The sequence below is a fragment of the Brevundimonas sp. TWP2-3-4b1 genome (assembly GCF_049897665.1).
GTDB lineage: Bacteria > Pseudomonadota > Alphaproteobacteria > Caulobacterales > Caulobacteraceae > Brevundimonas > Brevundimonas subvibrioides_B.
In genome coordinates, this window is the sequence record NZ_JAFCWQ010000048.1 from 1 (window position 1) to 5,921 (window position 5,921).

The following is a 5,921-nucleotide window of genomic DNA, read 5'->3' on the forward strand; positions in this document are numbered from 1 at the left end:
TGTGGATCGGCGTCGAAATCGGACCCCATCGAAAGGCAGCCTAGATGGTTGGATTCACTATATAATAATACGTTGGCGCGTGTGCTGACAGGCGTCTGTCGGGACCCCGTCTCGCCCCGAGATATTGAGCTCATTCAATGTGTTACCTCATATGGGGTGGGGTCCGGCCTTCAACGCCGATCAACAGTTTAGGCAAATGAAGACGCTGCAGAAGTTCAGCTCGGTCCACGCCGCATTCCACAACCACTTCAATCAGCACCGCCACCCTATCAGCAGAAAGACATAAAAAGCCCAACGCTCAGCCGCCCTGGCTGAGTGGCAGACGCTTGCCGCATAGGCATCGCCTCCCCTGCCCGGACTCCCGTCGGTGGAGACGACTTAGCGTTGGACTGACAGCACCCAGCTGTCAGCTGTCAGCTGTCAGCTGTCAGCTGTCAGCTCGGAGAGCTGCTGTTGGAGCAGTTGGGGGGCGTCAACTCGTCCTCGGCCAAAGTTAGATTACTGGGCTAGTTCTAACCGAGCCCGCTTGCGCAGTGATTTCAGATCACCTCGCGCTTTGGAAATTTGCGTCATGCTGAAAGCCACGATGAAGATGGCACTCAGGATCATCACGACCGTCGGCGCCGGGGCGCTGTCGAGGAAAAAACTTAAATAGACACCGGCGAGCGACGCGACGACGGCGATGACGACCGCGACTATCATCATCGGCAGAAACTGACGCGTGACCAGAAACGCGATCGCGCCCGGTGCGATCAGCATGGCGATGGTCAGGATAATGCCGGTTGCCGTCATCGCCCCGACGATCGCGAGCGACAGCAGGCACAGAAGTCCATAGTGCAGCCAGCGCACCGGCAGGCCCAAGGCTCCGGCCTGCTGCGGATCGAAGGCGTACAGCATCAGGTCGCGCCAGCGCAGGCCGATGACGACGACCACGAGAACGGCAATCATCCCACTCAAGATCAGGTCGGAAGCGCCCACGCCCAGCATATTGCCGAATAGAATGTGATCCAGGTGAACGTCGGTTTCGATTGCCGTGTAGAGGACCAGCCCCAGACCGAACATGCCCGAGAACACGACCCCAAGAACCGTGTCCTCCTTGATCCGGCTGTTCTCCTTTAGCCAGCCGGCAAGGAGGGCGCAGATCATGCCGGCCACAAAGGCGCCGACCACGAACGGCACTCCCGCCACATAGGCCAGCACCACGCCGGGCAGCACAGAGTGCGAAACGGCGTCGCCCATAAGCGACCACCCCTTTAGCACCAAGAAACACGACAGCAGCGCCGTCGGCACTGCCGTCAGCACGGCAATGGCGAAGGCGTTCTGCATAAACGGAAACTGGAACGGGCCCGTCAGCATCTCGATCATGACGCGACACCTGCGGTATGAGCGGCTTGTCGTCTGCGACGCGCGGCCAGCAGGCCGTGCTTGGGGGCGAACAGAAAGGCGGTGGCGAAAACCAGGGTCTGCAACACGACGATCACCCCGCCCGTCGCCCCGTCCAGGTAATAGCTTAGGTATGCCCCGACGAAGCTGCAGGTCGCCCCGACAGCGACGGCGATCATGATCAGCCGCGGAAAGCGGTCGGTCAGTAGATAGGCCGTCGCTCCCGGCGTCACGACCATGGCGATGACCAGAAAGGCCCCAACGGTCTGGAGCGCGGCCACGGTGCAGGCGCTAAGCAGGACAAAAAACAGTCCTTTGAGGACCGTCGGGTTCAGGCCGACGGAGCGAGCGTGGTTCTCGTCAAAAAAAGCGACCATCAGATCCTTCCATTTGGCCAGTAGGATGGTTAGGGACAAGCCCGCGATAATAACCAGCTGGATCGTGTCGGCCCGGGTCACCGCCAAGATATTGCCCAACACGATCGTCTGGATGTTCACCGCCGTCGGAGACAGCGACACCATGAACAGCCCCAGGCCGAAGAAGGCCGTAAAAATCAGGCCGATGATTGCGTCCTCTTTGAGCTTGGTGCGCTGGTTCAGGAACAGCATGGTCGCGGACGCCAGCCCACCGGCCAGAAAGGCCCCCAGCGAAAACGGCAGCCCAAGCATGTAAGCGCCGGCCACGCCCGGCACTATCGAATGCGACAGCGCGTCTCCCATCAGCGACCATCCCTTCAGCATCAGATAGGCCGACAAGAAGGCGCAGACGCCCCCGACCAAGGCACTGACGAACATGGCGTTGATCATATAGCCATAGCCGAACGGCTCGATCAGGGTCGCGATCACGGGACCGTTTCCGGGCTCGGCTCGGGGGTGCGCTCGGAACCGACTGGCCCTGGCTTGCCATAGACGATGAACGGTCTTTCGTCGTCGGTCAGCACCCCGATTGCCCGACGCCCGGAACCCAACGCCGCGTCGCCCAGGATGACGTGGCGCAACACCCCGCCGAACGCCTTTTCCAGATTGGCCTGGGTGAAAACCTCTTCGGTCGGGCCCGCGGCAATTACGGTCCGGTTGAGCAGGACGGCGTGGTCGCAGAACTCCGGCACCGTCCCCAGATTGTGTGTCGAAACCAGCAGCACCCGGCCCTCGTCGCGCAGACCCCGCAACAGATCGGTGATGGCGTCCTCGGTCTTGACGTCCACGCCGGTGAACGGCTCGTCCAGCAGGATGACCCGTCCGTCCTGGGCCAGGGCGCGGGCCAGGAAGACCCGCTTCTTCTGGCCGCCCGACAGTTCGCCGATCTGGCGTTTGCGATAATCGCTCATGCCGACCCGCTCCAACGCCACATCGACGGCCGCGCGGTCGGCGGCGGTGGTCATCCGCAGCCAGTTCATCCGGCCATAGCGGCCCATCAACACCACGTCCTCGACCAGGACGGGGAAGTTCCAGTCGACATCCTCGCTTTGGGGCACATAGGCGACCAGGCTCTTCTTTAGCGCCGCCTTGACCGCCAGGCCCAACACCGAAACCGTTCCGCCCGTGACCGGCACGAACCCCATGATGGCCTTGAACAGGGTCGACTTGCCGCTGCCGTTGACGCCGACCAAGGCGGTGATGCTGCCGGCCGGCACGACGAAAGATGCGTCTGACAGCGCCGTGTGGCCGTTCCGGTAGGTCACCGTCGCGGAGCGGATATCCAGGCCGGCGGCGTCTGTCGTATCCCTCACGCCGACAACCCCGTCGCGATCGTTTCAGAGGTCACGCGCAGCAGGTCCAGATAGGTCGGCACCGGTCCATCCGCCTCACTGAGTGAGTCCACGTACAGCACCCCGCCATAGGCCGCGCCGGTCTCGCGAGCGACCTGTCTAGCCGGGTCGGCCGAGATGGTGCTTTCGCTGAACACGGCCGGGATGCGATTGGCGCGGACGATGTCGATGACTTTGCGAACCTGTTGCGGCGTGCCCTGCTGATCGGCGTTGATTGGCCACAGATAGACCTCACGAAGCCCGAAATCGCGCGCCAGATAGCTGAAGGCGCCCTCGCTGGTCACCAGCCATCGACGCTCCGGCGGAATGACGGCCAGCCGCTGGCGGATGGGCGCGACCACGGCCGCGATCCGCGCCTTATAAGCCTCGGCATTGGCTTGGTAGGTCCCGGCATTCGGAGCGTCGTAGCGGGTGAAGGCACCGGCGATATTGTCGACATAGACCTGGGCGGCGGTCGGCGACATCCAGGCATGGGGATTGGGCCGACCGCTATACGGGCCTTCGCCGATCCCCATCGGCTCCAAGCCGTCGGTCAGAGTGACGCCCGGCACGTCGCGTAGATTGCCAAAGAACTGCTCGAACCACAGTTCCAGGTTCAGGCCGTTCCAAAGGATCAGGTCGGCGTCTTGGGCCTTCAGCAGGTCGCCGGGCGTGGGCTGATAGTTGTGAATCTCGGCCCCGGCGCGGGTGATGGACTCGACCGTGATCCGGTCGCCGGCCACGTTGCGGGCCATGTCGGCGAGGATGGTGAAGGTCGTCACCGCCTTGAAGCCGCCCCCCGCTCCGGCGCTATCTGGCGCCGAGCAGGCCGACATTCCGGCCAACGCGAATGCGCCGCCTGCGAGCGCAAGAACGCCCCTGCGGCTCTGGGTGATTTGGGGCCGGATTTCCGAGATCAAGGTCGTCTCCCCTACGCTTGCCTAACGGTGGAATACGTCCGACTCGCACAAAAGTTGCCTGATGCTAAATATTTTAGTCGAGGCTGAAAATTTGTTTGGAGATTGTTGATCGGGGCCTCACCTCTCGGTGCGAGCGTTCGCGCCATCTTCGCTTGCGCACCCATCTGTCGAGGTGACCGCGTGATGCGTATCTCTACTATTTTGTCTTATATTCAATGTTCTAGGGGCTTCGTATTCGCGGTCTCAATGGTCGCGTCGTCCACCGTCATGGCGCAGGAGCCCGACAAGTCCCGATACACCCTGACCAACCCGACCCCGCACGAGCTGATGCGCGAGCTGTCCACCGACCGGCCTGACAAGACTGAAAGCGCCTATACGGTCGATGCCGGACATTTCCAATTCGAGATGGATTTCGCGACCTTCACGACCGACCGGGATGAAGACACCGACCTCCGAACTGAAACTCTGAACCTCAGCCCGATCAACCTGAAAGTGGGGCTAACCAACAGCACCGATCTGCAGATCGTGATCGATTCCTACATCCGCCGGACGGTGATCGACCGGGTGTCCGGGACGCGATCGACGGCCGAGGGGTTCGGTGACGTCACCGTTCGGTTGAAGCACAATCTGTGGGGCAATGATGGCGGCCGAACGGCTTTGGCTCTGATGCCGTTCGTCAAGACGCCGACTAACACAAACGGCCTAGGCAATGATGCGGTGGAGTTCGGGCTGATCGTCCCCCTTGCGATCGCAGTGTCCGATCGCGTCGGCATCGGGCTGATGACCGAGATCGACATGCTGGAGGATGCGGACGGCAGCGGCCTATCGCCATCGTTCGTGAACTTGGCGACCGTCGGTTTTGCCCTGACCGACCGCGTTGGAATTTACGCCGAAGTATTCACGGAACGTAGTTCCGAGGGCGGTGCCACGTGGGTGGTCACCTTCGACGTCGGCGTCACCTACGCCTTGACCGACAGCATTCAATTGGATGCAGGTGTTAACTTGGGCGTCACAGACGCGGCTGACGATATCGCCCTTTTTGCCGGATTGTCACGAAGATTCTAGGCGGTCCTAGTCAATCATATGGCAATCGGGCGACGAGATGAGAACGGGCACGTGAGGAGGCGTTGTCAGGATAGCCGCGCCGGGTCGAGGAGCGTCCTACCCTGCCGGAATCAGGCGACCGCAGTCGCCCATCCGGCATCGGCTTCGGCGCGATAGCGGCGAAGGGTTGGATCTGTCGATCAAATGACGCTGGGTGTTGAAGGTGTTGTAGATCGCCGCGTGGGTGGTGAGGAATCTCTGTGCTGAAGCCTGCGATTTGAACCGCTACTGTTGCCGTTCTCGTCGTCGGATCGGGAGGTGGGAATTCTCGACGCGGTTGTTTTCCCGCAGCCGAACCGGCCGGTGCAGAGGTGTTGTCAAGTAAAAGCCACACTTGGTGCCGTTGGTTGAATACTATGCCCAAGCGGCGAGTTGGGCAGGTCTGTTGATCGACCACCCTCTGCTGAATTTCTTCGTTTTTTTGCCCGATCGGTGTCCCTGAAATAGGCCTGAGTAGAAGCTGCGAATCTCATCCTGACAACATCCGTCGAACGACGACGCTGAATCTAGTTTGCAGGGAGGGAGTGTGTTCGCCAGGCTCTCAGCTTAGGGCCATCCGTAGGCGACCAAACGACCAGTCCTGGGCCTCCCTGGCGTCACGCACGACGTCGGCCATCGAGAAGAACTCGTGCACCGAGCCTTCCCAGCTCCGGCGTTCGACCCGAACCCCAGCCGAGCGCAGCGCGGTCTCGAGCGTCGCGCCGTCGTCCCGCAGGGGGTCGATGTCGGCGTTGACGATGGTGACGGGAGCGAGGCCACGCAGATTG

Annotated in this window: 6 protein-coding genes and 1 pseudogene; 1 reads left to right on the forward strand and 6 read right to left on the reverse strand. The window is 61.6% G+C overall.

Features of this window, described 5'->3' with window-relative positions:
* Positions 1 to 498: 498 nt before the first annotated feature.
* The 4 genes from ACP7A5_RS17640 to ACP7A5_RS17655 are packed head-to-tail and all read right to left on the reverse strand — an operon-like array spanning position 499 to position 4,050.
* Positions 499 to 1,365 carry a metal ABC transporter permease gene (locus tag ACP7A5_RS17640; protein ID WP_426043119.1) on the reverse strand — a complete coding sequence of 289 codons (867 nt, stop codon included), beginning with the start codon at positions 1,363 to 1,365 and terminating at the stop codon, positions 499 to 501.
* Complete coding sequence (locus tag ACP7A5_RS17645; RefSeq protein WP_426043120.1) at positions 1,362 to 2,189, reverse strand: metal ABC transporter permease; 828 nt, start codon at positions 2,187 to 2,189, stop codon at positions 1,362 to 1,364. The genes ACP7A5_RS17640 and ACP7A5_RS17645 overlap by 4 nt, the downstream gene beginning before the upstream one ends.
* A 35-nt stretch (positions 2,190 to 2,224) precedes the next feature.
* The gene (locus tag ACP7A5_RS17650) at positions 2,225 to 3,112 is read right to left on the reverse strand and encodes a manganese/iron ABC transporter ATP-binding protein (RefSeq protein WP_426043121.1); all 888 of its coding nucleotides are present in this window, start codon (positions 3,110 to 3,112) and stop codon (positions 2,225 to 2,227) included.
* On the reverse strand, positions 3,109 to 4,050 hold the full coding sequence (locus tag ACP7A5_RS17655; protein WP_426043122.1) for a metal ABC transporter substrate-binding protein: 942 nt from the start codon (positions 4,048 to 4,050) through the stop codon (positions 3,109 to 3,111). Before ACP7A5_RS17655 ends, ACP7A5_RS17650 begins: the two co-directional genes overlap by 4 nt.
* Positions 4,051 to 4,233: 183 nt before the next feature.
* Here ACP7A5_RS17655 and ACP7A5_RS17660 point away from each other — a divergent pair, with 183 nt between their 5' ends.
* Positions 4,234 to 5,115 (forward strand): transporter, encoded by an 882-nt coding sequence (locus tag ACP7A5_RS17660; protein ID WP_426043123.1) that lies wholly within the window; start codon positions 4,234 to 4,236, stop codon positions 5,113 to 5,115.
* A gap of 110 nt (positions 5,116 to 5,225) precedes the next feature.
* On the opposite strand, the pseudogene ACP7A5_RS17665 reads toward ACP7A5_RS17660, so the two are convergent.
* Positions 5,226 to 5,442: pseudogene (locus tag ACP7A5_RS17665) on the reverse strand (DDE-type integrase/transposase/recombinase); the annotation flags it as partial.
* Between the two features lie 253 nt (positions 5,443 to 5,695).
* A partial coding sequence (locus tag ACP7A5_RS17670; RefSeq protein WP_426043124.1) for an alpha/beta hydrolase occupies positions 5,696 to 5,921 on the reverse strand: 226 nt, incomplete at its 5' end.